The sequence below is a fragment of the Mucilaginibacter ximonensis genome (assembly GCF_042686265.1).
In the GTDB taxonomy this organism is placed as follows: domain Bacteria; phylum Bacteroidota; class Bacteroidia; order Sphingobacteriales; family Sphingobacteriaceae; genus Mucilaginibacter; species Mucilaginibacter ximonensis.
Map to the genome: position 1 here is coordinate 539,070 of NZ_JBHUPD010000001.1, position 22,797 is coordinate 561,866.

Annotated in this window: 21 protein-coding genes; 11 read left to right on the plus strand and 10 right to left on the minus strand. The window is 42.3% G+C overall.

Annotation, left to right across the window (positions count from 1 at the left end; all coding sequences use genetic code 11):
- Positions 1 to 10: 10 nt before the first annotated feature.
- Positions 11 to 1,486 carry an RNA polymerase factor sigma-54 gene (gene rpoN / locus ACFS5N_RS02395; protein WP_377181852.1) on the minus strand — a complete coding sequence of 492 codons (1,476 nt, stop codon included), beginning with the start codon at positions 1,484 to 1,486 and terminating at the stop codon, positions 11 to 13.
- A gap of 148 nt (positions 1,487 to 1,634) precedes the next feature.
- Here rpoN and mscL point away from each other — a divergent pair, with 148 nt between their 5' ends.
- A complete protein-coding gene (gene mscL, locus ACFS5N_RS02400; RefSeq protein ID WP_377181854.1) occupies positions 1,635 to 2,021 on the plus strand; it encodes a large-conductance mechanosensitive channel protein MscL in 387 nt (128 codons plus the stop codon).
- 5 nt (positions 2,022 to 2,026) lie between these two features.
- Here mscL and ACFS5N_RS02405 read toward each other — a convergent pair whose 3' ends face one another.
- Entirely contained in the window at positions 2,027 to 2,899 is an 873-nt protein-coding gene (locus ACFS5N_RS02405; protein ID WP_377181855.1) for a ChaN family lipoprotein, read from the minus strand.
- A gap of 136 nt (positions 2,900 to 3,035) precedes the next feature.
- On the opposite strand from ACFS5N_RS02405, the gene rpmH reads away from it, so the two are divergent.
- The 4 genes from rpmH (at position 3,036) to tsaB (ending at position 4,599) form a co-directional block, all read left to right on the plus strand.
- A complete protein-coding gene (gene rpmH / locus ACFS5N_RS02410; RefSeq protein ID WP_377181857.1) occupies positions 3,036 to 3,194 on the plus strand; it encodes a 50S ribosomal protein L34 in 159 nt (52 codons plus the stop codon).
- Between the two features lie 75 nt (positions 3,195 to 3,269).
- A complete protein-coding gene (gene rnpA / locus ACFS5N_RS02415) occupies positions 3,270 to 3,653 on the plus strand; it encodes a ribonuclease P protein component (protein ID WP_377181859.1) in 384 nt (127 codons plus the stop codon).
- Entirely contained in the window at positions 3,650 to 3,892 is a 243-nt protein-coding gene (gene yidD / locus ACFS5N_RS02420) for a membrane protein insertion efficiency factor YidD (RefSeq protein WP_377181861.1), read from the plus strand. The genes rnpA and yidD overlap by 4 nt, the downstream gene beginning before the upstream one ends.
- A gap of 20 nt (positions 3,893 to 3,912) precedes the next feature.
- Positions 3,913 to 4,599: a tRNA (adenosine(37)-N6)-threonylcarbamoyltransferase complex dimerization subunit type 1 TsaB gene (gene tsaB / locus ACFS5N_RS02425; protein ID WP_377181863.1), complete on the plus strand. Its 687-nt coding sequence runs from the start codon at positions 3,913 to 3,915 to the stop codon at positions 4,597 to 4,599.
- Here tsaB and ACFS5N_RS02430 read toward each other — a convergent pair.
- Positions 4,596 to 6,053 carry a DUF5723 family protein gene (locus ACFS5N_RS02430; RefSeq protein WP_377181865.1) on the minus strand — a complete coding sequence of 486 codons (1,458 nt, stop codon included), beginning with the start codon at positions 6,051 to 6,053 and terminating at the stop codon, positions 4,596 to 4,598. The genes tsaB and ACFS5N_RS02430 overlap by 4 nt on opposite strands.
- A 120-nt stretch (positions 6,054 to 6,173) precedes the next feature.
- Positions 6,174 to 7,769, minus strand: coding sequence for a hypothetical protein (locus tag ACFS5N_RS02435; protein WP_377181867.1), 1,596 nt, complete (start codon positions 7,767 to 7,769; stop codon positions 6,174 to 6,176).
- 89 nt (positions 7,770 to 7,858) lie between these two features.
- Between ACFS5N_RS02435 and ACFS5N_RS02440 the strand changes: the two genes are divergently transcribed.
- The 3 genes from ACFS5N_RS02440 to ACFS5N_RS02450 all read left to right on the plus strand — a co-directional run bounded on the left by ACFS5N_RS02440 (position 7,859) and on the right by ACFS5N_RS02450 (position 11,542).
- Positions 7,859 to 8,242, plus strand: coding sequence for a DUF423 domain-containing protein (locus tag ACFS5N_RS02440; protein WP_377181869.1), 384 nt, complete (start codon positions 7,859 to 7,861; stop codon positions 8,240 to 8,242).
- A gap of 2 nt (positions 8,243 to 8,244) precedes the next feature.
- Entirely contained in the window at positions 8,245 to 10,734 is a 2,490-nt protein-coding gene (gene priA, locus ACFS5N_RS02445) for a replication restart helicase PriA (RefSeq protein WP_377181871.1), read from the plus strand.
- A gap of 151 nt (positions 10,735 to 10,885) precedes the next feature.
- Positions 10,886 to 11,542, plus strand: a complete 657-nt coding sequence (locus tag ACFS5N_RS02450) for a protein-L-isoaspartate(D-aspartate) O-methyltransferase (protein ID WP_377181873.1) — start codon at positions 10,886 to 10,888, stop codon at positions 11,540 to 11,542.
- Positions 11,543 to 11,663: 121 nt separating this feature from the next.
- Here the strand turns inward: ACFS5N_RS02450 and smpB are convergent, their stop codons facing one another.
- Genes smpB through ACFS5N_RS02465 form a run of 3 tightly spaced genes read right to left on the minus strand, consistent with a single transcriptional unit; the run spans position 11,664 to position 14,674 of the window.
- Positions 11,664 to 12,116 (minus strand): SsrA-binding protein SmpB, encoded by a 453-nt coding sequence (smpB, locus tag ACFS5N_RS02455; protein WP_377181875.1) that lies wholly within the window; start codon positions 12,114 to 12,116, stop codon positions 11,664 to 11,666.
- Positions 12,117 to 12,143: 27 nt separating this feature from the next.
- The gene (locus tag ACFS5N_RS02460) at positions 12,144 to 14,027 is read right to left on the minus strand and encodes an Nramp family divalent metal transporter (protein WP_377181877.1); all 1,884 of its coding nucleotides are present in this window, start codon (positions 14,025 to 14,027) and stop codon (positions 12,144 to 12,146) included.
- A complete protein-coding gene (locus tag ACFS5N_RS02465) occupies positions 14,024 to 14,674 on the minus strand; it encodes a metal-dependent transcriptional regulator (RefSeq protein ID WP_377181879.1) in 651 nt (216 codons plus the stop codon). Before ACFS5N_RS02465 ends, ACFS5N_RS02460 begins: the two co-directional genes overlap by 4 nt.
- 122 nt (positions 14,675 to 14,796) lie before the next feature.
- Here ACFS5N_RS02465 and ACFS5N_RS02470 point away from each other — a divergent pair, with 122 nt between their 5' ends.
- The gene (locus ACFS5N_RS02470) at positions 14,797 to 15,267 is read left to right on the plus strand and encodes an Lrp/AsnC family transcriptional regulator (protein WP_377181881.1); all 471 of its coding nucleotides are present in this window, start codon (positions 14,797 to 14,799) and stop codon (positions 15,265 to 15,267) included.
- A 255-nt stretch (positions 15,268 to 15,522) separates the two neighbouring features.
- Here the strand turns inward: ACFS5N_RS02470 and ung are convergent, their stop codons facing one another.
- On the minus strand, positions 15,523 to 16,203 hold the full coding sequence (gene ung, locus ACFS5N_RS02475) for a uracil-DNA glycosylase (RefSeq protein ID WP_377181883.1): 681 nt from the start codon (positions 16,201 to 16,203) through the stop codon (positions 15,523 to 15,525).
- Positions 16,204 to 16,275: 72 nt separating this feature from the next.
- Between ung and ACFS5N_RS02480 the strand changes: the two genes are divergently transcribed.
- Positions 16,276 to 16,833, plus strand: coding sequence for a DUF2892 domain-containing protein (locus ACFS5N_RS02480; RefSeq protein ID WP_377181885.1), 558 nt, complete (start codon positions 16,276 to 16,278; stop codon positions 16,831 to 16,833).
- Between the two features lie 57 nt (positions 16,834 to 16,890).
- On the opposite strand, the gene ACFS5N_RS02485 is transcribed toward ACFS5N_RS02480, so the two are convergent.
- Positions 16,891 to 17,100 (minus strand): hypothetical protein, encoded by a 210-nt coding sequence (locus tag ACFS5N_RS02485; protein WP_377181887.1) that lies wholly within the window; start codon positions 17,098 to 17,100, stop codon positions 16,891 to 16,893.
- Positions 17,101 to 17,308: 208 nt separating this feature from the next.
- On the minus strand, positions 17,309 to 19,030 hold the full coding sequence (gene lysS / locus ACFS5N_RS02490; protein WP_377181889.1) for a lysine--tRNA ligase: 1,722 nt from the start codon (positions 19,028 to 19,030) through the stop codon (positions 17,309 to 17,311).
- Between the two features lie 154 nt (positions 19,031 to 19,184).
- Here lysS and ACFS5N_RS02495 point away from each other — a divergent pair, with 154 nt between their 5' ends.
- Entirely contained in the window at positions 19,185 to 22,664 is a 3,480-nt protein-coding gene (locus ACFS5N_RS02495; RefSeq protein ID WP_377181891.1) for a glycosyl hydrolase, read from the plus strand.
- The last annotated feature ends 133 nt before the right edge of the window (positions 22,665 to 22,797 follow it).

The following is a 22,797-nucleotide window of genomic DNA, read 5'->3' on the forward strand; positions in this document are numbered from 1 at the left end:
GGGGCGGGGATTAAAGTTCTTTCCTCAATCTAGCTACAGGAATATTCATCTGTTCGCGATATTTGGCTACGGTACGGCGTGCTATATTGTAGCCGGCGTCTTTAAGTATTTCGGTTAGTTTTTCGTCAGCCAGTGGATGGCGCTTGTCTTCTTTGCCAATATGTTCTTCCAGTATCTTCTTAACTTCTTTGTTTGATACTTCCTCGCCGCTTTCTGTTTGGATAGCTTCAGAGAAAAACGACTTTAACAGATAGGTTCCATGCTCGGTCTGCACGTATTTTGAGTTCGCTACGCGCGATACGGTAGAAATATCCATACCAATCTTATCAGCAATATCTTTCAATATCATCGGCTTCAGATTCTTGTCATCGCCCGTTAAAAAGAAATCGTATTGATAGTGCATTATGGCATTCATAGTTTTCAGCAAGGTTTGCTGGCGCTGTTTGATAGCATCAATAAACCATTTTGCCGAATCAAGCTTTTGCTTTACAAATTGGACTGCTTCTTTTAATTTTTTATCTTTCTGTGAAGCCTTATCGTAATGCTGGAACATTTCCTGGTACGATCGGCTTACACGAAGCTCAGGCGCATTTTTAGCATTCAACGTTAATATCAAAACCCCATCGCTGTTCTTGATATGGAAATCAGGAATAACCTGCATCTGTTTGGTGTTAACCTCATTTGAGTCGCCCGGTTTGGGGTTAAGTTTCAGTATCTCATTGATCACGCCGCGCAAGTCGGTCGAGCTCATGTTCAATGCCTTCTCTAATTTGTCGTAATGCTTGCGGGTAAATTCATCCAGATAATTTTCAACCACCAAAATAGCCTTGGTAACAATCGGGTCGTTGGAGTCTTTGCGGCGCAATTGTATCAGCAAACATTCCTGCAAGCTGCGCGCTCCAATACCCGGCGGGTCAAAAGTCTGGATCAGTTTCAGCATTTCCTCAACCTCCTCGTCCTCGGCCATAACATTTTGTGAAAATGCAAGATCGTCGGTGAGTGAAGTTATCGGGCGACGCAGGTAACCGTCATCATCTAAACTGCCGATGATCTGATTAGCTATCTTAAAGTCTTTATCAGACATGGGGATCATATCCAGTTGCGACTGCAGCATTTCAAAAAATGAACTTTGCACGGCAAAAGGTATTTCTTTACGATCGTCCTCGTCATCGCCATTTTGGTCATAGCGCGAGCCATATTCATTCACATTATCTTCCTGAAGATAATCGTCGATATTGAACTCGTCCATCTCGCCGCGTTCTTCTTCATTATTGAAGTTGTCCTCATCGGGGTCGCGATCGGGATATTGTTCTTCCGGCTCATTCAGATTAGTTAAACTCAAATCTTCAAGCGCCGGATTTTCTTCCAACTCTTCTTTAATACGGGTATCTAACGATACAGTAGGCACCTGCAGCAGCTTTATAAACTGTATCTGCTGCGGCGATAGCTTCTGTAATAGTTTCTGTTGGAGATTTTGTTTAAGCATAAATAAGACATGGCAAATCTACATCATTGCCTCGAACTTTAAAACTTGATTGTTACGATTGTGTTTAAACTGTAAATGCTCAAAATGAACATTTGTTTGTGTGTACCGATAATTTTGTGATAACTTTAGTTATCTAATTTTTGATCCTATGGCTATTGTAAAAGAATTTAAAGAGTTTGCATTAAAAGGTAATGTAATTGATTTGGCAGTTGCGGTAGTAATTGGCGCAGCCTTTAACAAAATAGTAACTGCGCTTGTCGATGATATCATAACACCGGCAATACTCACTCCTGCGTTGAAAGCGGCGCATTTGACTAACCTCCAGGAGCTTACCATACCGGGCACTGCTATCAAGTATGGCGACTTTTTATCACAGGTGATTTCATTTTTTATTGTTGCAATGGCATTATTTATGATAATTAAAGGTATCAACGCCACCAAAAAGAAAGAAGAAGCAGCGCCGGCGCCAGACCCGGTACCATCAAAAGAAGAGCAATTGCTTACAGAGATTCGTGATCTGCTGGCTAAAAAATAAAACGCTTATTGTTTTTTCGTTCGGGTGACTAGTAAATAGTCGCCCAACTTTTGATATTTTTTCCAATCTGGATGATCAAAGTTTTCTTCGTCATCCAGATTAGCGATATTAAGTACGCATATTTTCGGCGCGTATTTTATTAGCTGAGCAACGGTGCCTAACTTTTCCTCGCTATGAAAGCTGCCGTTTACCTGAAATATTTTACTACCGCGATTTTTCTTAAAATAGCTGGCTATTGACCATGCCATTGTAGCGTCCCATAAGTTTTGCGACTGGTAGATGTTCATTCCCTGCATAGCTTTGTGCCCGCCCATAATGGCAGCGAATTTTTCGTAATAAGCGCCCGTAGCCGTGTCAATAGGTAAAGGCGGAAGATATTGGAGACTATTTTTGCCTAGTTGCTGTAAAGTGGTCAGGCCTTTATCAGTAACCATATGTACATAACGCGATGGTGCGTTAGCAGCAATAACCGGTAGCCTGCCCGCCTTGGCAAATTCAACCATCTGGCTATAATCTTTATAGTTAGGCCATGCCCGGGCGTCTTTGATCATATCTTTTTCGCGAATGTAACCTTGCAGATGTTCGTCTAATATATATTGACAATCGGTTTCAAACATTTCCATAGATAACGCGGTTTTGCCCGGATATTTTGCCGCCAGTTTTTGCCACAGAGTAGCTTCCAGCAAATGTCCAACGGAGTCGGTATGGCTTTCGCCAAAAAACAAAACATCGGCATTAATCATATCAGCCACAATGTCATCGGCGCTTACAAGTTTTTGTTTCGCGACGTTATATAATTTATAGTTTTGATTTTGAGTGTCTTGCGCTAATGCCAAAAAAGGAAAAGCGAATAAGAGGAGCAATGCGGTTATTTTCATGATGCAGATGTGTTTGTGAACAAAATACGCTTGCAAAAAATAGTAAACAAATATGTGTATAAATGTATTTGATAAGTTGAAAAAATAGACTACATTTGCGCTCTTGTTTTTTAAAAACAATATAGCATAAAGAATCATGAAAAGAACGTTCCAGCCTTCTCAAAGAAAAAGAAGAAATAAACACGGTTTCCGTGAGCGCATGTCATCTGCTAACGGTAGAAGAGTATTAGCTGCAAGAAGAGCTAAAGGCAGAAAAAGATTGACAGTATCAAGCGAAGGTCGCCATAAAGCATAATAAAGGTTACTTACTCTCTTCGTAATTTTGAGAGGGTTTGAACCTGTTTAACTTTGGGTTCAGCATTAAGTAACTATGTACACCTTTACAAAAGAAGAACGGTTGTGTAATAAAAAGCTCATTGATGAGCTTTTTCGCAGCGGTTCTTCTTTTTTATGTTACCCCTTTAAGGCCTCCTGGCTGGTTGTTAATCAACCACAAAAATTTCCTGCCCAAATAGTTTTCTCGGTATCTAAGAAGCGCTTTAAACGGGCCGTTGTTCGTAATGTTATCAAACGGCGCATGCGCGAAGCTTATCGCTTAAACAAGCAAACGTTGCTTTATGATTCGCTGCTGGGGGCCGATAAGCAGATCGTATTATCCATAGGTTACATAGGCAAAGAGGTGGGCGACTACAGCCTCATCGAAAAGAAAATGCTCAAGCTGCTAACCCAGCTCAATACCGAGGTGTTAAAATGAACGCACTTATACGCATATTCAAAGCGCTTATAGGTGCTTTTTTTTTATTGCTGATACGCATTTACCAGTATTTTATCTCGCCTTTAACCGGCGCTTCATGCAGATATACGCCAACCTGTTCACAATATGGCGTAGAAGCTATCAAAAAACATGGCGCTTTTAAAGGCGGATGGTTAACTTTGAAGCGCATCGCCAGCTGCCATCCATGGGGCGGCCACGGGCATGATCCGGTACCTTAATTAATAATTGTATAACTGAAATGAGTATTATACTTCAAATAGAAACTGCAACTACCGTTTGTTCTGTCGCTTTAGCTAAAGACGGGGAAACCACCACAGTGAAAGAGCTTAACGAACGCAATATACACGCCGAAGTGATCACTCTTTATATCGAAGAATTAATTGCTGGTGCGGGATTGAAGTATAGCGATATAGATGCTGTAGCTGTAAGCAGCGGACCGGGCTCATACACTGGCTTGCGCATCGGTGTATCAACCGCAAAGGGTTTGTGTTTTGCTTTGGATAAACCTTTAATAGCTGTCGAGACACTGGAATCAATGGCGCAAGGCATCATCGCTCAAAATAACATAGACGCACATACACTATTATGTCCTATGATTGATGCACGCAGAATGGAAGTTTATACAGCTTTGTTCGACGCCCGTGGAAATGTAGTTAAACAAACATCGGCCGAAATTATAGACGAACAAAGTTTTGCAGATCAACTAAGCGCTCATAAGATTTTGTTTTTTGGTGACGGAGCTGCTAAATGCCAGTCAGTATTAAGCAATAACGCCAATGCGCTCTTTGATGTAGAATTTATTAATTCTGCGTCGCACCTTACCCTAAAAGCTGCCCAAAAATATGCAAAAGGACAGTTTGAAGATGTAGCTTATTTTGAGCCTTTCTACCTGAAAGACTTCCTGGTTACGCAGAAAAAGAATTAGTAGTTAGGGTCTTGCTTGCCAAATATCCCGTGCCAGATTTTACTGAAAAAGCCGCCGTCGCCCTCAGGGCCAATGCCGCTCGAATTCATGCGGCGTTCAATCAACCGTCCGAATTTAAATGACGCACCAATATAAAAGTCCATCCCGGTAAATGCTTTAAGCGGCGTTGTATTTTGAGTTTGTGCGCCTTGTCCGCTTTTAATAGCTTCGCTTAACAGGCTTCCGGTTGCTAACAATCGTTCGCTGCCAATAAAAAACTCGGCATTGTCGCTCTTTTTCATGTATTGAAGGCCAATGTTAAATAATTTCAACTCATCGTAGCTTGATGTTAGCGCTATGCTGTGTTTTCCAAATTGTACCGGGGCATCCAATGCAGCAGTAAAGCCGTTGTAAGCAAGTTCCTTCGAAGCAATCAGGGTAGGCGAGAATTTCACGTTGCCGTCTTCACTCAACCAATAAGTTCTGTTAACACTTAACTCCAGCAAGCCATTGGTTGGCGTAATAAAGCTATGTTTGCGCTGGCCGCCCTGGCTAACACTATCAACGCCATGTTCAATGGCTGTTTCACGGTCAGGCGATGAAAAGCCCGAAATTAAGCTTGAGCCGACGAAAGTGTTAGTGTATGATTTTGAGCTCCAGCTAATAAATCCAACATTTTTGATGTTCCCTTGCCATTTAAACCCATTTTCGTCAAAATAAGTTACGCCAAAGCTGAAAGCCGCACCCGGATTGATAAGAAATGGAAAAGCTTTTTCAAAATTCGACTCATTTTTTTGGCTGCTTGACCTGTAGGTTCCACCTAAACTTAACCTGGCTTGCTGGGCGGCTCTATTAAATGTTACGCTCGACTGCGTGATGTTTAATTGGTTATAGTAAATACCTGCCAAAGCGCTTAATTTAAAACCTATGGAAAGGCGCCTGTCAATTTGCTCTCTGTAGGTAAAACTTAATTGGTGATACGCCTGTAGCTGGTAATTGTCGTTAAAAACGTTAGCGTAAAAATTTTGCGGAAATTTAGTAAAGCCATTAAAAAACGAAATTGATTCATCTGTAGCTATGCCTCGCCCTTCAAAACGTGTATTGAGTGCAATACCCATTTCCTGATCGCCGTTTTCGCTGGTGAATGCCTTAAGCATGAATACGTAATCATTTGCATTTGCTTTTAGATGATTGTAATTGCCGGCCCCGGTTACCAGATTGGCAGTATTGTAATAGGAGTGAAATGCCCGGGTTATTAAAGCCCGTTGCCCGTGGCCCGAGAATAAAAAGTTGGCGTCAAGATTAGGGATTAAAAAATTGAAAGCAAATTGTTTGGTGGTGTCAGGTATAAAGGCCCTTTGTGATGGATTCTCAAACGAATCATACAAAGTACCTGTGTTATATAGCGCAAATTGCTGCCCCGAAGCTTTTATCGTAGCAAGAAAAAAGCAGCAAATAAGTATATATTTTCTCATTTAATATGAATAGCTAACAGGGGATTTAATAACTTTTTAAATATAAAATTACTAATCTACTTAACCCAAAATAAAATTAATTATTTGTGTTTGAGTTAAATATCTGTTTGTAGGTTTAATTTATTTTAATGATGTGGCAGTGGTATCGGCTTGGTTCAGGTTCATGCAAAAACTGGTATAAAAGTTTTTGTTTGATGCTATCAACTGGTAAGATGCCGCATAAAAGTTTTTCCAGCCGGTTTTGTCGTTTTCAAATTTATCATAAAAGTTAGGGTTTAGGTCGCGTTTTAAGATTGGTTGAACGTTTTTAAAATTGATGTACCAGCTTACGTTTGCATGTTCAGCCATGAGGTCAGTAAACTGGTTGTATTGTTTTGATTTGCTTTGCAGCTTCTGATTAAAATAATAATCGTGATAACTGTTAAGTTCCGACTGGCTGTTAGCCATAATCAGATAGTTATCTACGATCATAAACCACGGGCGGTTAAATGCGCTAAAAGCATCGCCCAGTAAATAAAAAGGAAGTTTGCTATAGTTAACCTGGCCAATGTCGCCGGTTGCCATAGTGCTGATATTATTTATAACCGGCCTGAAAGCCGATCCGTCTTTTAAACTAACAATGGCATATTTCTCCATATATTTAGTAGTAACTACGGCAAACTCCTGACCGAGTTGCTGATTAAATTCGGTAATTAGATTTACACCAGTCTCACTCTTTACTTTGGTAAATAATGAGTCCTTTTCAGCTTGTAATTTGGCTTTGGCATACCAGGCCGAAAGATCAGATTTAAATTTCATCGGATCAGATACCGCGAAGCAGGTACTGTAAGCAGTAGTCGATGGAAATATATCCTGCAGATGATTGGCGATGGGCTGTTGATTGGTAAACAGATTGAGGTAACTACTTGGTTGGTCGTGCAAAATATTTGAAAAGCCGGTAAACAACAAAGCATCGCTTTTGAAATTTAAATTAAGCGCGGCCAACGCCGGGAATAATTTAAAGCACTTAAAAATATCGGTGTTACGATTATCAAACAGCACCCCAAACAGTGGATTGAGGTTATGGTAATTGATATATAGATTTGCCAACGAGCTGGTATTTTGCTGCTCGGGGAGGGTCATAAATACCTTTTTGTCTTTTTGGTAAATGTATTTGGCGCTCAAATCAATCAATTCCTTCGAAAAGCTGCCTAAGTAAATGCCATCTTCTTTATTAAGCAGGTAAAAGCGTTTTTTTAAAGCCGATGAGTAAATGATAAAGCCTTTTTTTCCATTAAAGGCGGTTGGGGTAACCACCAAACCTTTATGGGTTTTAACGGTAAGCTGGTCAATGTCTTCTGTGTTAAGGCTTTTTACAGCAGCTGTGGTGATCAATAAGCCTATAGCCTGTTTGGATAAAGGATGGAGCGAAATAAAAATATTTTGACCGTTAAAAAAACGTTTCAGGGTGGGGTCGGCAAACATTTGCTGGTGCAGGGTGTCGAGTTCGCCTAATTGTTCGTGACCAATTACTGCTGAAAATAACTTGTTGCCGTGAAAAATATCGTAAAAGCTATCCTCATTATTAAACTCAAAAACCAAAGCGGCGTCGTCGGGGATATTGTGCATAGTCTGCGCAGCGTGAAGCCCCGGCGCATTCAAATTTTTAAAATAAACGACCGTGACGCCGGCAGTAACCAGAAGCAGGATTATAGTGATGGCAATTAGTCGTTTCATTGTAAATAGAATACGTCGCAAGTTAGATTTTTAGCGTCATCCATTCAAGTAATAGTTTCAATTGGTTAACTTAGCCTTCTCGATTACTTATGAACAGATCTATAACTATTACCGCGGCTTTATTTGGCATGATTGCAGTTATGACCGGCGCTTTTGGCGCTCACGGGCTCAAAACAATGATAGCCACAGATCAGCTGCAGATCTGGCATACCGCGGTTGAATATAATTTTTACCACGTTTTTGCTTTATTGTTTTTGTCGCTACTGGCGAAAAATAGTAGTGGTTGGATAACAGCCAGTTATTATCTGTTCACTTTTGGTATTATCTTATTTTCGGGTTCATTGTACCTGCTGGCTTGTCATGATATTTTGCATTTAAAGGCTAGTGTTTTAGGGCCAATAACGCCTGTTGGCGGGTTGTTGTTTATAGGAGGATGGGCATCGCTTGCCGTTGCCGCATCCAGGAGTAAATAATTATGCTTGAATTTGCCGAAGCTCATATACAAGATCGCAAGACGCTTTTTGTTGAAGTAATTTTGCCGCTGGCGATAGCGAAAAATTATACCTACCGCATTCCGTTCGAGCTGAATAATTTGATAGAGATTGGTAAACGGGTCGTGGTGCAGTTTGGCAAAAGCAAATTGTATACAGCAATTGTGTCTGGTATATCTGAACAGGCGCCTGAAAAGTATGAAGCCAAATACATTCTCGAAATCCTGGATGACAGGCCGGTGGTTACTGATCAGCAACTACAATTTTGGAAATGGCTGTCAGAGTACTATATGTGTTTTGAAGGCGAGGTAATGAATGCTGCGCTTCCATCAGCATTAAAGCTGGCCAGCGAGACCAAAATCATCCTGAATAAAGAGTTTGAGTACGATAAGACTGCGCTCCACGATAAAGAGTTTTTGATCGTCGAGGCCCTGGAGATACAACCCGAACTAACCATTAGTGATATCTCTAAACTGTTAAGCCAGAAAACGGTAATGCCCCTGTTAAAAGGTTTGTTCGAGAAAAATATAATCAATATTTCTGAAGAAGTAAGCGACCGTTACAAACCACGTAAGCGAACATTTATCACCATCAACCCGGTCTATAATAACCAGGACAACTTGCGTGAGCTGTTTGGTATACTGGAGAAGCGCGCTCCGAAACAAGCTGACGCCGTTTTAGCTTATTTAAAACTGGCCCGACATCAAAAAACGATCTCAAAAAATGAATTGGTTGAAGAAAGCGGAGCCGGAGCATCAAGCATTAATTCGCTGATTGAAAAAGAAGTTTTTATTGCAGAAGAACGTAGTGTGAGTCGCTTGTTTTTTGACCAGGAATTTTTGGACGCTAATTTCATATTGAGCGAACATCAGCAGGCAGCTTTCGAAACTATCAAAGAGCAGTTTACGCAGAAAGATGTGGTGTTGCTGCACGGCGTAACCTCATCTGGGAAAACACAGATCTATATTCGCCTGATAGAGCAGGCTATGGCGCAAGGTAAACAGGTACTATACCTGTTACCAGAGATAGCGCTGACTACCCACGTCATTGAGAGATTACGGCAGTATTTTGGCGCCAGCATAGGTGTATACCATTCGCGCTTTAATGATAACGAACGGGTTGAGGTTTGGCAAAAAGTGTTGAACGGCGAATATAAGGTGGTGCTTGGCGCACGCTCATCAGTATTCTTGCCATTTGCCGATCTGGGGTTAATTATTGTCGATGAGGAGCATGAAACATCCTATAAACAGTTCGACCCGGCCCCGCGGTATAATGCCCGTGATGCAGCGATTTTCCTGGCTAATATGTACAGTGGTAAGGTGCTGTTAGGATCAGCCACGCCATCGTTCGAAAGTTATTTTAATGCCCGTACACACAAATATGGTTTCGCTGAATTAACCGAAAGATATGGTGGTGTAGAATTGCCCACCATAGAGGTAGTAAGTATACAGGAAGAAACCAAAAAGAAAACAATCCAATCGCACTTTACCAGCGTATTAATGGCTGATATGCATGCTGCCATTGCCAACAAAGAGCAGGTTATACTATTTCAAAACCGACGGGGATACGCGCCATTATTATTATGCAAAATTTGCGCTTATACACCTAAATGTATTAATTGTGATGTCAGTCTGACCTATCATAAGCACAGTGGTAAATTGCATTGCCATTATTGCGGTTATAAAGAAGATTCGCCGGTTATTTGTCCCGCTTGTGGTTCGACGCAATTGGAATATCGGGGCTTTGGCACAGAAAAGGTGGAGGACGACCTGTCGGTCATTATGCCGGAGGCACGGCTGGCCAGAATGGATTTGGATACAACCCGCTCGCGCAACTCGCTGCAAAATATCCTGAATGATCTGGAAGAAAAAAAGATCGACATATTAGTGGGTACCCAAATGGTGGCCAAAGGACTGGATTTTGCCGATGTAACCGTAATTGGGATTATTAACGCAGATAGCTTATTAAAGTACCCGGATTACCGGGCCAATGAACGAAGCTTTCAACTGTTGGCACAAGTAAGTGGCAGGGCTGGGCGCAGAGGCAAGCAAGGGAAGGTAGTAATTCAAACCTACGATCCTGCTCATCGTGTTATAAGGCAGGTTATCGAGAATAATTATAACGATTTATATATGACCGAAATGGAAGAGCGTCGTGCTTTCCATTATCCGCCGTTTTATCGTATTATTAATTTGGACGTAAAGCATAAAGACCCCGAGATTCTTTACAACCAGGCCACTTATTTGGGTAATGAGTTGCGCAAGCATTTTGGTGAAGATAGAGTTGTCGGTCCGCAGATTCCATTGATTAGCCGCATCAGGAATTATTACATCCAGTCCATCATGTTAAAGTTTGAAAAAGATGGGGTATCCATTAATAAAGCTAAGGCAAATATCAGGGATATCATTACACAGTTTCAGACTACGAAATTGAGTAAGGGAGGTATTGTTCAACCTGACGTCGATCCGTATTAATAATGATCATTATATAGGTTATTCGGGGGGCGGGAAAAATCTTAAAACGAAATTCATTAAGGCTTTGGGAGTTGTATGAGATTTTTTATTGTGCCCCTTTGAAATGACAAAAAACCAAAAATTTTAGTATAATTTAGTGCCATTAATAGTCATGGCGTTTAAATATATTGATAACTACAGGGAACAAGGCGCGCGCAAAAAGCTAGTCGACGAATTGCGCAAGAAGGGCATTGAGGACGAAAATGTTTTACGAGCCATAGGCAAAGTGCCGCGCCATTTCTTTTTTGATGAAACCTTCTGGAACCAGGCTTATAAGGACATTGCCTTCCCGATAGGCGAGGGTCAAACTATTTCGCAGCCTTATACCGTAGCTTACCAAACCGAGTTGCTCCATATCAAAAAAGGCGATAAAGTTTTAGAAATTGGTACCGGCTCGGGGTATCAGGCTTGTGTACTGGTTGAAGTAGGGGCCAAAGTGTTCACTATCGAACGTCAGGAAAAGCTTTTTGAACGTACGCGTAATCTGCTGCCCCGTATGGGTTATAAAATGCACTTTTTTTTGGGCGATGGTTCAAAGGGTATAGCCAGCCATGCACCTTATGACAAGATTATTGTAACTGCAGGTGCACCCACCGTACCCGAAGCACTTATGGCGCAACTAAAAATCGGAGGCACACTGGTAATTCCGGTAGGCGATGAAAAATCGCAGCAGATGGTAACCATACTCAAAATTGGCGAAAACGACTATGAACGCCACGTGTTGGATACATTCAGATTTGTGCCTTTGGTTGGGGAGCGTGCGTGGTAAGCCCCCTAATCTTTGTATAGCAGCTTGTCATTCTGAGCAAAGCGAAGAATCTTATGCGCTTTGCTAGTCCCCTTTATAAGATTCTTCGCTTTGCTCAGAATGACAAGCTGGAAAAACGGACTTATCGTTTCATCGCCCTATCCATCTCTACTTTTGTATCGCGCTCTTTCAAAGTTTCGCGTTTGTCAAAAGTCTTTTTACCCTGGGCGAGGGCTATCTCCAGTTTAGCAAAGCCACGCTCACTGATAAATAGGGCAAGAGGTACAATAGTAAGGCCTTTCTCTTCGCTGCGTGTTTGCAGCTTTTTGAGCTCTTTTTTGTTGAGGAGGAGCACGCGGTCGCGTTTAGCCTCGTGGTTATAGAATGAGCCAAACGTATATTCTGAAATGTGCAGGTTACGTACGTAAAGCTCACTGTTAATAAAGGTGCAAAAAGCATCATTTAAGTTGGCTTTGCCGCTGCGTATAGATTTAATTTCGGTACCCAGCAGCTTTATCCCGGCAGTGTATTTATCCAGGATAGTGTATTCAAAATAAGCTTTTTTATTCTTAATGTATATCTTTTCGTCGGCCATTGCAGCGCAAATTTACGCAAAATGCATTTATTTTGACGCCTTAACTACCAGCACCGGAATATTCACCATATGTCGTACCTTATTTACGGTGGTACCAAAGATCAGATCTTTGAAAGCCTTATGCCCGTGCGAGCCCATCACTATAAAGTCAATATGATCTTTGGCTACAATGCTGGCTATGGCTGTAGCCGCAGTACCATAGCCAATATTAGCTTCGGCCTTGTAGCCTAACTTGTGCAGCGCAGCTACATATTGTTCAAGGTTGTCCACGTCGCTTTGGGTTTCGTGGTCCATAGCCTGGTCGCCATAATAACGTGCTCCTGCAGTTTCTACCACGTGAATTAAAATATAATGCGCCGTTTTGCCTCCTTGCATAATAGCATGACGCAGCGCGTTAGTATCATTTTTTGAGAAATCTATACTGATACCGATCTTATGATAATGGATGGCTTCCAAATTGTCAATTTCTGAAGCAATGCCATGAGGTATATAAATTGGCACATCAGCATGTTTAAACAGTAGTGGGCGAAGAAATACATACACTAATAATAGTGCGATGCCTGCTACCGTCGGTATAACCAATGCATACATCCAAACCGCGGTCTCGGGTGAAGCCGATATCCATGTTCTCAACTGCTCATAAACCAATTTTACATTCAGCGCGACGATCAGTAAGGCCGCCGCCCAGGCAAATACTTTTGTTTTGATGCCGATGGCAAAGTTGCCCATTTTTTTCTTGTCAGAAGTGAAGTGTATCAGCGGGATAACCGCAAAGCCCAATTGCAAGCTCAAAACAACCTGGCTCAGGATCAACAAATTTCCTAAGCCGTCCTGCCCGGAATAAATAATGGTAAATACTGCCGGCACAATTGCCAGCACACGTGTTAATAAACGGCGCAGCCACGGCTCAATACGCAGGTTAATGTGGCCCTCCATAATAATCTGTCCGGCTAAAGTGCCTGTAATGGTTGAGCTTTGCCCTGCAGCTATTAAAGCTATGGCAAACAACACTGGCGCTGTGCGGCCAAAAATGTGTTCTAATAACTTATAAGCATCCTGTATCTCAGCAATATGAAAATAACCGTTTTTGAAAAATGCACTGGCCGCCAGGATCAGTATCGCCGCATTAACTAAAAATGCAACATTAAGCGCTATTACCGTATCAAACAAATTAAAGCGAATGGCTGTACGTATGCCTTTGTCATCGCGGGTAATTTGCCGTGTTTGTACTAATGACGAATGCAAATACAAGTTATGCGGCATCACTGTAGCGCCTATGATGCCGATAGCTACATACAGCGCATCACCCGTCAGGTTATGCGGAATAAATCCCAGCGCTACTTCCTTAACGTCGGGTGTAACAATGAACATCTCTACCAAAAAAGACAATCCCACAATAAAGATCATCGACACAATAAATGCCTCTAACTTGCGCATCCCTTTATTCATCAGGAAAAGCATAAGCAAGGTATCAGTAATAGTGAGCGATACACCCCAGATCAATGGTAAATTAAACAGCAGATTCAAACCAATCGCCATTCCGATGATCTCCGCGAGGTCGCACGCTACGATAGCTATCTGCGCCAGTAAATAAAGACACATATTAATAGAACGGGGGTAGGTAATCTTTGACGCCTGTGCAAGATCTAACCCCCGCACAATACCTAAGCGGGTGGCTAGTGATTGTAACAGTAAAGCGATAAGATTTGACGCAAAAAGTACCCAGATCAGCTTATAACCAAATGCACTACCACCGGCAATGTCGGTAGCCCAATTGCCCGGGTCCATATAGCCTACGCTTACCAGATATGCCGGGCCAATAAAAGCCATTATCTTTTTCCAGCCGGTTTTATTTTCTGTAGATACCGAACCGTGGACATTTCCTAATGATTCATTAAAACCGGTGCTCATATTGCTATCAGTAAATTTTTAGCCACTTCGCGGCTTATATGCGTAATAGATTTTTCGACCTCCAGCATCATCGAGTTGTCGTAAGTTATAATATCTGCAACCTTTATTTTTTTGCCGATAGTGAGCTGCTGTTTTTCCAGGTATTGTAAAAAGCCCGGCGAATGGTCACGGACGCCTGAGATAATACCCGTTTCGTTCAATTTTAAGGAAGCAACAGGCAGCAGTTCGTGTTTTTTGAAATTACCGTCCTTATCAGGTATAGGATCACCATGCGGGTCATGTTTTGGGCAATCCATAAACTGATCGAGTCGGTCAATCAGTTCAACTGACGATATATGCTCTAGTTCCTCGGCCATCTCATGTACTTCGTCCCATCTAAAGTTGAGCTTCTCTACCAAAAAGTATTCCCATAAACGGTGACGACGAATAATTTGTAAGGCTATTTTTTCGCCTGCAAAGGTGAGTGTAACACCCTGGTACTTCTCATAATTGATAAGTTCTTTATCGGCCAGTTTTTTAAGCATATCTGTAACTGATGCCGCTTTGGTACACAATGCAGCCGCTATCTGGTTGGTACTCACGCTTAAATCATTAAGCGACAGGTGATAGATAGCTTTTAAATAATTTTCTTCGGCTAATGTATTCATTTAAACAAATCTAATAATATTTTTAGACATGTCTAAAAAATGTTGATAATAAAATTTAATAATTGCGTTTATTGGTATTGAAAAATATAATTTTGTAATTTGTCTGAAATTTTTACGTAGTTATGGCTGCAGAACTGGACAGGATTGACCTGCAAATACTTAAAACCTTACAAGAGAACGGAAGGATAACTAACCTTCAACTTTCAACAGAGATTGGCTTGTCGCCTGCACCTACGTTGGAGCGAGTTCGCAAATTAGAAAACGCTGAGTACATTAAGAGCTACCACGCCCTGGTTGACGAAGAGAAATTAGGCCTTGGTATAAAAACTTTTATACAGATATCGTTAGATTTCCATCAAAAGGACACTATCCACACATTTATTGGCGAGATACAAAAGATCAAAGAAGTAACCGAGTGCCATCACGTAACCGGCCAATGCGACTTCCTGCTGAAAGTTTATGTACGCGATATCAAATCGTACGAACAATTAATTATGGAGAAGATTAGCCGCATCAGCGTGGTGAAAACTTTCCAGACCATGATGATCATGTCGACCAGCAAAAAAGAGCCGATTGTGCCGTTGGAGTATTAATGAACGATATTTATGAAAACAAACACTAGGAAAATCGTCATAAGAGTGATTTTAGCCTGTATTGTCGTTTCGGCGTTGTCTCACTGGAAAGACATTAAGCATGGCGCTATAGATGGCTGGAATGACGGAGCTATTTTAACAGCAAATAAATAATCTGTGTGAATAGAAGATTGTTTATTAAGATCAAAGGTCAGTTTTTACAACCGACCTTTGATCTTTTTCCTTTTTTATAGAATACTTAAAAACATTCACTCATTAATGTATTTGCCAATCAATTGGCGTTTCTCCGTGTTCCTTTAAATAGGCATTCGTTTTTGAGAATGGTTTCGAGCCAAAGAAACCGCCATGACTAACCGCCATAGGCGATGGGTGAGTGGATTTAATGATTAAGTGCTTATGCAGATTAATTAGCGGTGCTTTTGATTGTGCGTAAGCACCCCACAGGATAAATACCACATGCTCCTTTTTGTCTGATATGGTTTGGATGACATGGTCGGTAAATTGTTCCCAGCCTTTTTTTTGGTGTGAGCCTGCGTTGGCCGCCTGTACAGTCAGCGTGGCATTTAGTAACAACACACCTTGCTCTGCCCATTCAGTCAGGTCGCCCGTGTTAGGAATAGTAAAGCCGGGGATATCTGTAGCCAGCTCTTTGTAAATGTTTTGGAGAGAGGGTGGAGTGCGTATACCACGTTGTACTGAGAACGATAATCCATGTGCCTGGTTGGCACCGTGGTAGGGGTCCTGGCCTAGTATAACCACCTTCACTTTATCGAACGGAGTTTTGGCAAAAGCGTTAAATATGTCAGCATTTTTTGGGTAGATAATTTTACCGGCCTGCTTTTCATCTTTTAAAAACTGACGAAGTTTTATCATATAAGCTTTGTCAAATTCGTCACGTAAAACTTTAAGCCAGGAAGCCTCTAATTCAATTGCCATAAATATTTCTGAAGTGTTGATTAAGAGTACAAATAAACGGATATTTGCATTCAATTTTTAGAATAACAAAATATGTCAAATATAGTTCGGCTAATCATAGCCTGCGTTTTTTTGGGTGCTGCAGTTGCCTTATGTGCTTTTGGTTTTTGGGGCTGGGGGATATTGGTATTGTTGATTGGAGGTATTATTCTGTTAACTTACTTTTTTAACGAGAATATGATCATCGCCCAATTCTATCTGCGTAAAGAGCAGTCTGACAAGGCCGAAGCGTGGTTGATGAAAATAACTAACTACGAAAAGCAATTGCACAAAAATCAACATGGTTATTATAACATGCTGATTGGTTTGATCGAATCGCGCAAGGCTCCTTTAAAATCTGAGAAATACTTTAAGAAAGCTTTGCAGTTGGGCATGAACATGTCGCACAACATCGCGTTAGCAAAATTGAGCCTGGCTGGAATAGCTATGGCTAAACGCAATAAACGCGAAGCCACCATGTATTTGCAGGAAGCATCAAAAGACGACAAAAACAAACTGCTTACCGATCAGATCAAAATGATGAAAGAGCAGATGTCGCAAATGGATAAACAACAGGTAATAAGAGGCGGATTTCGCCAGCAGAAGTTCTAGGTACGATAAGCAAACTGGATAAAAATAAATAGGCTTTAAAACACCATGTTTTAAAGCCTATTTTTCTTCAAGCGAACTGAAATAATCAGGCTCAGATGAGTGAATCTGATTGTAAGTAGCTCTGTCAGGAGTTGAGAACCCATCTTCTGATGGATTAGCAACCTCTACAATTTTCAACAGGCTTCTGATAAACGACAGATTAAAGTTTGATCTGTTCAGTTTAATCAAGTATTCGCTTTCGGTAATTTCTAATATTGAATTAGTCATAACTTTTGCAATTATAAGTGTGTATGTAAAAATACGTAACACATTAAATGCCAAAGTTTCCGGCGTTTTATTTTTATATTAAAGAATTGTTAATAACGGTTGTGGAAAACCGATATTTAAAAGTAGAGACGCAATATTTTGCGTCTCTTTTGCTTTGATATTGTTTAAACATGGCTGGAGACGCAAGATGTTGGGTCTCTACTGAGGACTAAGCAAACCAAGCCATAACATCATCTTTGCCCGGCATGGTAATATCCAGTTTTAGTTTTTTGCGCATACCACCCAAATCGTTGAACACTTTATTAGGGTTGGCTGCCTTTAATTCCTCAACAGTGTTAAAGCCCATCTTATTTAAAACCTGTACCCATTCGGCAGGGACGCCAATTTTTATAAAGTCATCGGCAGTAGCAACTTTGGCTTTCTTTTCAGGGCGCATCTGCGGGAAGAATAATACTTCCTGAATGGTGCTCTGGTTGGTTAGCAGCATCACCAAACGATCGATACCGATACCTAAACCTGATGTTGGCGGCATACCATATTCTAAGGCACGCAAGAAATCGTCATCCATAGCCATCGCCTCGTCATCGCCACGGCCGGCCAAAATTAACTGCTCCTCTAAACGCTCGCGCTGATCAATAGGGTCGTTCAGCTCTGAGTACGCATTGGCAATCTCTTTACCATTTACAAATAGCTCAAAACGCTCAACAAGGCCGTCTTTGCTGCGATGCTTTTTAGCAAGCGGAGTCATTTCAATTGGATAGTCGGTAATGAATGTTGGCTGGATCAGGTTGGCTTCAACTTTAGCACTGAAGATTTCGTCGATCAGTTTGCCTTTACCCATGGTAGCGTCAACCTCAATTTTCAGGTCGTTACAAACCTCGCGCAAACCAGCCTCGTCCATTGCTGATACATCGATGCCTGTATATTTCTGAATCGACTCGTACATGCTCAGTCGGGTGTACGGACCGGCAAAGTTAATCTCATTGGCACCTACCTGTACCGCAGCAATGCCGTGCACTGCACGTGCTACTTGCTCCAAACAATCCTCAACCATACCCATCATCCAGATATAGTCTTTGTAGGCTACATATATCTCCATAGCGGTAAACTCCGGGTTATGGGTACGGTCCATGCCCTCGTTACGGAACATCTTACCAAACTCATAAACGCCGTCGAAACCGGCTACGATCAATCTTTTTAAATATAACTCGTTGGCAATGCGCAAAAACAGCGGCATATCCAGCGTGTTATGGTGCGTAGCAAACGGACGCGCAGCGGCGCCCCCGTGTATAGCTTGCAGAATAGGCGTTTCAACCTCCATCCAGCCTTGTGCGTTAAAGTAATTGCGCATCGCGCTAATTACTTTTGAACGTTTAATAAATATCTGCCTGTACTCCGGGTTAACCGTCAAATCCACATAACGCTGGCGGTAACGCAGCTCCGGGTCGGTAAAGCCATCGTGAATGTTGCCTTCCTCGTCGCGTTTAACAACCGGCAGCGGTTTTAATGATTTTGAAAGGATAGTTAATTCTTCTACGTGAACGGAGATCTCGCCGGTTTGGGTTTCAAAAACGTAGCCTTTAATGCCTACATAATCGCCAATGTCCAAAAGCTTTTTAAAGACGGTGTTGTATAGCGTTTTGTCCTCTCCCGGGCAAATATCATCACGTTTCAGATACACCTGGATACGGCCGGTGCTGTCCTGAATTTCAGCGAAAGATGCGCTGCCCATAATGCGGCGGGTCATAATTCGGCCGGCTATGGTTACATGTTTATAAGTATCAGGGTTAGCCTTGAAATTGTCAGCAATATCTTGTGCAAAGTCAGTAACCTTAAACTCCTCAGCAGGGTAAGGGTTAATGCCCAGGGCACGTAGTTGTTGTAATGATTCGCGGCGTAAAATTTCCTGTTCGGATAACTGAATACTCATGTTTCTGTAACGATATTTTATTGAGGTGCAAAAATACGTTTTTTTTAGCTTGCGCGATAACCTAACCGCAAACATTTACCATACCGGACAGACACGGACAGTTAGCCCCCGTAATGTATTTATCTTGGTGCCACCAATTATTTCCAACCTTAAAATGAAACAACTGCTTTTTGTTACTGCCTTTTTATTTTCTTGTATTATTGCCCAAGCTCAGGATGCCTTATTATCCGGCTTTAAAAATCCCCCATCAAGCTCCAGGGCCCGCACCTGGTGGCATTGGATAGACGGCAATATCACCAAAGCAGGTATCACCGCCGATCTGGAAGCCATGCATCGCGTAGGTATTCAGGAAGCACAGATATTTAACGTAGGGCAGGGATACCCGCAAGGTGCAGTGACTTATCTAAGCCCCGAGTGGCTTGATCTATTTAAGTTCGCAGTAACAGAAGCTAAACGACTAAATATGGAATTAGCTTTCCATAACGGACCGGGATGGTCTTCAAGTGGCGGCCCATGGGTAAAGCCCGGAAATGCCATGCAAACCGTTGTTTACAGCCAAACTCAGGTTCAGGGCGGAAAGGTTATCAACCAGGTATTGCCGCAGCCGGCGACAAAATTTGACTACTATAAAGACATCGTTGTACTGGCTTTCCCAACGCCGAAGGGTAACAAAAAGATAGATCTGTTGGGTATCAAGTCGCTGTCGGGTGGTGATTTTAAAACACATCTGGAACCAAACGATAAAGTAATTGATCCGGCTTCCATCATCGTCAAAAACAGCATTATTGATCTAAGCTCCAAAATGTCGGTAAATGGGAACTTAAACTGGGCAGCACCGGCGGGCGATTGGACGATCATTCGCTTTGGGCATACGCCAAACGGCACTGAGAATCACCCGTCTGAAAAAGGCGGTGCAGGCCTTGAAATCGATAAAATGAGCCGTGCCGCGGTTGATACTTACTGGGCAGACGGTATAAAGCCAATATTGGATAAGGTAGGCCCGCTAGTTGGCAATACTTTAAATAACTGTTTGGTGGATAGCTACGAGGTTGGTTGCGACAACTGGACCGAAGGTTTCAATAAAGAATTTAAAAAGCGCCGTCAATATGATTGCCTGACTTATTTGCCTACGCTAGCTGGTTATTACGTAGAAAGCGGCGAAGTATCTGAGCGTTTTCTGTGGGATTTTCGCAGAACTATAGGCGATTTAATGGCCGATAATTACTATGCCTACTTTGCCGAACTGTGCCATAAAAATAAAATGAAGTTCTCGACCGAGCCTTATGGCGGTCCGTTTGAATCTATGCAAACCGGCGCACCTGCCGACGTGGTAATGGGCGAATTTTGGCTGACTGGAAATGATTACTCGGAGTCGGCAAGGATGGCGGCGTCTGTAGCACATATTAAAGGCAACTCAATTGTTGGTGCTGAATCATTTACCAGCATTGGTGGCTGGGCCAATTATCCGGCGACTATGAAACCATTGGGCGACCGGATGTGGACCGAAGGCATCAATCGTTTTATATTTCATAGCTACCCGCTGCAACCCTGGAACGTTGCGCCGGGCGTTACTTTCCACCAATGGGGCGTAGAGATGAGCCGCCTCAATACCTGGTGGGAACAAAGCCGGGCCTACATGAGCTATCTGGCCCATTCGCAATTTTTATTGCAGCAAGGACATAGTACAGCTGATATCTTAATTTTTAATGGCGAAGACTCGCCAAACGACGCCATTTTAAGAAACGATGTGAAACGTCTGGGAGTTGACTACGACCAGATTGGTCCCGATGAATTGCAGCGATTAATGGTAAAAAATGGTAGGATCTATACCCATGCCGGATTGCCCTACCGTTTATTAGTATTGCCAAACAGTACCTGGGCCACGCCGCAATTACTAACTAAAATAAAAGAACTGGTTGCAGGCGGCGCGACTATCATCGGTCCAAAGCCAACCAGATCGCCAAGTTTGCAGGGCTATCCGGCCTGCGATGAGCAGGTTACCCGCTTATCCAACGAGTTATGGAACGGCAAAATATCGCCAAACCTTTCGGTTTATGCGGCTTTGAAAAGATTGAATATTACTCCTGATTTCTCGGATGGTGCTACCGGTTCTGATCTGAATTTTATCCACCGCGCAGCAGGTAATGATGATATTTACTTTATATCTAACCCACAAACAAATGCCCGCCAGGAAGTATGCCGATTTAGAGTGGCAGGCAAAAAGCCTCAATTATGGAACCCGGAAACAGGCAAGGCTAAGGATATTTTAGTTTGGCAAAAAGGTCCGGGCAATACCACTGATATCCCACTATCTTTTAATACTAATGGAGCTACGTTTGTAGTCTTCCGCGGCGCAAATACATCTCCTGCCTATCATATTGCCGATGCAAAAGTCAACCTCGATCATTCGCCATTGCAACCTCTGCCTAGTCTGAAGATTATTAAAGCAGAGTACGGCGTGTTTTTACCAGACGGATTGATTGAAGTAACCGACGCATTAGCTAAGAATATTAAAAGCGACGGATTGCTTTTGGCCGCTAACAATGGCCTTGCCGGCGACCCGGCGGCTGGCTCGGTAAAAGAAATGCGGGTGGAGTACGAATTAGATGACAAACGTCACCAGGTAACGTTATTGGAAAACGAGAAGACAGACCTGCAATTTAACGGTCAGCAGTTTAAATTGATCAGGGCTTTGTACGGTAAATTTCCTGCCGATATTACGGGCATCCCGCCAAAATATCCTATTACCGATGTTACTGCCAAACTGAATGACCTGGTAAATTCAAATAACCTGATGTTTAGTATTTCTGATAAACTGTTTGATGTCGCGCCGGCAGAAAATGATAATAAACGGGAGCTGCATTTAACCTACTCGACCAACGGAGAAATTAAGACAAGCAATATTCATAAAGGTAATATAGCCCACCTGGAACGCGACATGCCTCAGCCGGAATTAGTATATCAAAACGGAGCACCTGAATGGGTGACACCGTATGCCGGTAAGGTTACTTATAAAACTATTGCCGGTGCAACCAAAACCGCAGTGGCTAACAAGGTGATGAAGCCTATTGAACTAACTGGGGCATGGGATATCAGTTTCCCGAAAAATACACGTGCACCTGCTAAAGCCACTTTTGAAAAATTAATATCCTGGCCGACGTCTGACGACGAAGGCATCAAATACTTCTCAGGAACGGCAACCTATAAAAAGCAATTCATCCTGACGCGGGATGTGCTGAAAGAAGGTAATTCCTTAGAATTAGATTTAGGCAGTGTAGGTGTTATAGCCGAGGTTATTGTGAATGGTAAAAATCTGGGTGTGTTATGGAAGATACCTTTCAGGGTTGATTTAACCAGCGCGGTACATGCCGGCAAGAATGATATCGAGATCAACGTAACCAATCTATGGCGCAACCGCTTAGTTGGCGATGCGCACATACCAAGTGATGTAAAATACAATGGTTCAATTATAGGGGAGTGGCCAACCTGGATTAACGATGTTAGCAAACGCGATTCAAAACGCACTACGTTTGTTACCTTTAACCATTGGGATGCAAATTCGCCTTTACAAGCTTCGGGTTTGATGGGGCCGGTCATAATCAGGTCTTATCAGCATATAAAATTGGCAGAGTAGGCGCTTTACGCTTAATTTGGGGTAATACTATACCGAAGTAGACGATCTTATACGAAACCACGCGCTGGCGCCCAACCTGGTAACGAATGTAACCTCGGGCCTGGGCTCATTAACCCTGCACAGCGCCCCCACG

Excerpts from the sequence above, each read along its gene's own strand:
- ACFS5N_RS02440 (WP_377181869.1), top strand. The coding sequence starts at position 7,859 with ATGAACAGATCTATAACTATTACCGCGGCTTTATTTGGCATGATTGCA.
- smpB (WP_377181875.1), bottom strand. The coding sequence starts at position 12,116 with ATGGCCGACGAAAAGATATACATTAAGAATAAAAAAGCTTATTTTGAA.
- ACFS5N_RS02495 (WP_377181891.1), top strand. The coding sequence starts at position 19,185 with ATGAAACAACTGCTTTTTGTTACTGCCTTTTTATTTTCTTGTATTATT.
- rpoN (WP_377181852.1), bottom strand. The coding sequence starts at position 1,486 with ATGCTTAAACAAAATCTCCAACAGAAACTATTACAGAAGCTATCGCCG.
- ACFS5N_RS02485 (WP_377181887.1), bottom strand. The coding sequence starts at position 17,100 with ATGACTAATTCAATATTAGAAATTACCGAAAGCGAATACTTGATTAAA.
- ACFS5N_RS02470 (WP_377181881.1), top strand. The coding sequence starts at position 14,797 with ATGGCTGCAGAACTGGACAGGATTGACCTGCAAATACTTAAAACCTTA.
- priA (WP_377181871.1), top strand. The coding sequence starts at position 8,245 with ATGCTTGAATTTGCCGAAGCTCATATACAAGATCGCAAGACGCTTTTT.
- rnpA (WP_377181859.1), top strand. The coding sequence starts at position 3,270 with ATGTACACCTTTACAAAAGAAGAACGGTTGTGTAATAAAAAGCTCATT.
- ACFS5N_RS02480 (WP_377181885.1), top strand. The coding sequence starts at position 16,276 with ATGTCAAATATAGTTCGGCTAATCATAGCCTGCGTTTTTTTGGGTGCT.
- ACFS5N_RS02450 (WP_377181873.1), top strand. The coding sequence starts at position 10,886 with ATGGCGTTTAAATATATTGATAACTACAGGGAACAAGGCGCGCGCAAA.
- yidD (WP_377181861.1), top strand. The coding sequence starts at position 3,650 with ATGAACGCACTTATACGCATATTCAAAGCGCTTATAGGTGCTTTTTTT.
- ung (WP_377181883.1), bottom strand. The coding sequence starts at position 16,203 with ATGGCAATTGAATTAGAGGCTTCCTGGCTTAAAGTTTTACGTGACGAA.
- ACFS5N_RS02430 (WP_377181865.1), bottom strand. The coding sequence starts at position 6,053 with ATGAGAAAATATATACTTATTTGCTGCTTTTTTCTTGCTACGATAAAA.
- ACFS5N_RS02435 (WP_377181867.1), bottom strand. The coding sequence starts at position 7,769 with ATGAAACGACTAATTGCCATCACTATAATCCTGCTTCTGGTTACTGCC.
- rpmH (WP_377181857.1), top strand. The coding sequence starts at position 3,036 with ATGAAAAGAACGTTCCAGCCTTCTCAAAGAAAAAGAAGAAATAAACAC.
- mscL (WP_377181854.1), top strand. The coding sequence starts at position 1,635 with ATGGCTATTGTAAAAGAATTTAAAGAGTTTGCATTAAAAGGTAATGTA.
- ACFS5N_RS02405 (WP_377181855.1), bottom strand. The coding sequence starts at position 2,899 with ATGAAAATAACCGCATTGCTCCTCTTATTCGCTTTTCCTTTTTTGGCA.
- ACFS5N_RS02460 (WP_377181877.1), bottom strand. The coding sequence starts at position 14,027 with ATGAGCACCGGTTTTAATGAATCATTAGGAAATGTCCACGGTTCGGTA.
- lysS (WP_377181889.1), bottom strand. The coding sequence starts at position 19,030 with ATGAGTATTCAGTTATCCGAACAGGAAATTTTACGCCGCGAATCATTA.
- tsaB (WP_377181863.1), top strand. The coding sequence starts at position 3,913 with ATGAGTATTATACTTCAAATAGAAACTGCAACTACCGTTTGTTCTGTC.
- ACFS5N_RS02465 (WP_377181879.1), bottom strand. The coding sequence starts at position 14,674 with ATGAATACATTAGCCGAAGAAAATTATTTAAAAGCTATCTATCACCTG.